This is a genomic window from Amphritea sp. (assembly GCF_050300915.1).
In the GTDB taxonomy this organism is placed as follows: Bacteria; Pseudomonadota; Gammaproteobacteria; order Pseudomonadales; family Balneatricaceae; genus Amphritea.
Genome location: NZ_JBNKYN010000139.1, coordinates 1 through 3442 on the forward strand (window position 1 = coordinate 1; position 3442 = coordinate 3442).

Genomic DNA, 3442 nt, shown 5'->3' on the forward strand with positions numbered 1-3442 from the left:
GTCAAGGCGGGACAAACGGTCCGGATTCTTGATCTCGAAGGCAATCAGGCGGCTGATACGCTGTTTTATAACGCAGCCGATCCTGCCGAGCGCTACAGCGCCATTGATACGATCCGTGAGCAGGGCAATGTCTACCTGACAGCGGGCAGCCGGTTGCTATCCAACGAAGGCAATCTGCTGCTGGAGATCGTTGCTGACACCTGTGGTCGCCATGACACTCTGGGAGGGGCCTGTGCCACCGAAAGTAATACTGTGCGCTATGCCTTAGAGAAGAAATGTATGCATGCCTGCCGTGACAGCTGGTTATTAGCGGTTGCAGAGAATGAAGCGTTTGGCATGAGCAAACGGGATATTACCCACAACATCAACTTCTTTATGAACGTGCCTGTCACCAGTGACGGCGGACTGACCTTTGCAGATGGGATCAGCGCACCGGGTAAGTATGTCGAGCTGAAAGCGGCGATGGATGTGATTGTACTGATCTCCAACTGCCCGCAGCTGAATAACCCCTGTAATGCCTACAACCCGACACCGGTTGAAGTCCTTATCTGGGATTAGTGTCACAACGCAGATGTTATCTGCGCAGTATAAAAGGGCTGGGGACGACCCCAATCAAGCCCTGAGAATCACCGGGACGGCCCGGAATTCAGGTGATTAACAGATGTTTGCTAAAGTTCTTATTGCCAATCGTGGTGCTATTGCCTGCCGTATCATTCGCACACTACGAAAAATGGGCGTGACCAGTGTGGCTGTGTACAGCGAAGCAGACACCGATAGTCTGCATGTTCTGCAGGCGGATGAAGCCTACTCTCTTGGGGAGGGGGCAGCCACTCAAACCTATCTTGATCAGGATAAAATTTTAGCCATAGCCAAAGCGTCAGGCGCTGAAGCGATTCATCCCGGCTATGGCTTTCTGAGTGAGAACCCCGGTTTTGTCGGGCGTTGTGAAGCGCAGGGGGTAGTCTTTTTAGGGCCGACTCCACAACAGATGAACGATTTTGGTCTGAAACACTCAGCCCGTGAGCTGGCAGAGCAGGGGCAGGTGCCGCTGTTACCGGGTACCGGCTTGCTACAAAGCCTGGAAGAAACCCTCTCCGAAGCTACCCGGATCGGCTATCCGCTGATGCTGAAGAGCACAGCCGGTGGCGGCGGTATCGGTATGCAGCGCTGCAACACAGAAGCTGAACTTACAGAAGCTTATGATTCCGTCCGTCGTCTCAGTGAAAATAATTTCAGTAACAGCGACATCTTTCTGGAGAAGTTTATCGAGCAGGCCCGTCATATTGAGGTGCAGATCTTTGGTGATGGTGCGGGCAAGGTGGTTGCACTGGGGGAGCGGGACTGTTCCGCTCAGCGTCGTAACCAGAAAGTAATTGAGGAAACCCCGGCACCTAATCTCAGTGATGAGACCCGTGCGGCGCTGCAACGCACCGCGATCCGTCTGGCAGAGCAGGTGAATTACCGCAATGCCGGTACGGTTGAGTTTGTTCTGGATCAGACCGATGAGCAGTTCTACTTTCTTGAGGTCAATACCCGTCTTCAGGTTGAACATGGTGTTACCGAGGAGGTCTTCGGTGTTGATCTGGTGGAGTGGATGGTCAGACAGGGGGCGGGTGAACTGTCGCTGACTGAACTTGAAAAAACGCTCGAACCTGCGGGGCATGCGATTCAGGTGCGGGTTTATGCCGAAGATGCCAATAAGGAGTTTCAGCCCTGTGCCGGTTTACTGACGGCGGTTGAATGGCCAGAGATCGAGGGCCTGAGAGTCGAGCACTGGATTGAAGCCGGTGTTGAGGTATCGCCTTTCTTTGATCCTATGCTGGCTAAAGTAATCTTCTACGGGAAGACACGGGACGCTGCTCTGGCCGGTCTTTCACAGGCGTTAGCTGAGTCCTCTGTGTACGGGATTGAGCATAACATCAGTTATCTGCAACAGCTGCTACACAGTGATGTGGTGCAAAACGCTGAGGTACTGACCCGATCCTTGAATGATTTTGTCTATCGGCCCTCTACTTTTGATGTTATCAGTGCGGGCACTCAGACGACGATTCAGGATTATCCTGGTCGTGAAGGGTTCTGGGATATCGGTGTGCCGCCCTCAGGCCCGATGGACTCCGTGAGCTTCCGTCTGGCTAATCAACTGCTGCATAACCCTGCCGATGCCGCTGGATTAGAGATGATCATCAGTGGTCCGACACTGCGGTTTAATCAGGCCAGCCAGATCGTGCTCAGCGGTGCGGCGCTGGAGGCGACCCTGGATGGTGAGCCCGTGGCGATGTGGTCAGTCGTCGGGGTTAACGCTGGTCAGACGCTGAAGCTGGGCAAAATAACCGGGCCGGGTGCCCGGAGCTATCTCTCTGTTGCCGGTGGTATTCAGTGTCCTGAGTATCTGGGAAGTCGCTCTACCTTTACCCTGGGGCAGTTTGGTGGTCATGGTGGTCGGGCGCTGCGTCCGGGGGATGTGTTGCATCTGGATACCGACTTTGCGTTGACCGCCTGTGCGGGCGAGACGGTCAGGCAACCGCCACAGCTGGCCGAAAAGTGGAATATCCGGGTTATTTATGGCCCTCATGGTGCGCCTGATTTCTTTACCGACGATGATATTAAGCAGTTTTTTGCCGCGGAGTGGCAGGTGCACTTTAATTCCAGCCGTACCGGTGTTCGTTTAATCGGTCCTAAGCCTGAGTGGGCACGGGAGGATGGTGGCGAAGCGGGTCTGCACCCCTCTAATATTCACGATAATGCTTATGCTGTCGGCACTATCGACTTTACCGGGGATATGCCGGTTATTTTAGGTCCGGATGGCCCGAGCCTGGGGGGCTTTGTCTGTCCCGCGACTATTATCAAAGCGGATCTGTGGAAAATGGGCCAGCTGAAAGCGGGCGACCGGGTCTCCTTTGAACCGGTCTCTATTGCCGATGCTACCCTGGCGGAGCGTCAGCTGTTAGAGCAGATCGATCAGCTTTCAATCTCAGAAACGCCGCTGGCGAGCAGCGAACTGACAACACCGGTTATTAAGCAGCTGCCAGCTGAGCGCTACGGCGAGAAAGTGGTCTACCGCCCCAGTGGTGAAGACTTCCTGCTGGTGGAGTATGGGCCACAGCTGCTGGATATTCGCCTGCGTTTCCGGGTTCATGCGCTGATGCTTAAACTGCAGGCGATGGATATTCCCGGTGTTAAAGAGTTGACGCCGGGGATCCGTTCTCTGCAGGTGCATTATGACAACCTCAGATTACCGCTAGATCAGCTACTCGAACTGTTAGAACACGCAGAAGCGGATCTGGGTGATATCGATGCACTCACCGTGCCTGCCCGGGTGGTTCATCTGCCGCTCTCCTGGGATGACGAAGCGACCCGTCTGGCGATCAGAAAGTATGACGAAGTGGTACGTAAGAATGCGCCCTGGTGTCCGGACAATATCGAATTTATCCGTCGTATTAAC

2 protein-coding genes are annotated in these 3442 nt (G+C 54.4%); both read left to right on the plus strand.

Features of this window, described 5'->3' with window-relative positions; all coding sequences use genetic code 11:
• The coding region (locus ACQY8X_RS20665) for an urea amidolyase associated protein UAAP2 (RefSeq protein ID WP_428037019.1) at nucleotides 1–558 on the plus strand (558 nt) is incomplete at its 5' end.
• Between the two features lie 103 nt (nucleotides 559–661).
• A partial coding sequence (uca, locus tag ACQY8X_RS20670) for an urea carboxylase (protein ID WP_428037020.1) occupies nucleotides 662–3442 on the plus strand: 2781 nt, incomplete at its 3' end.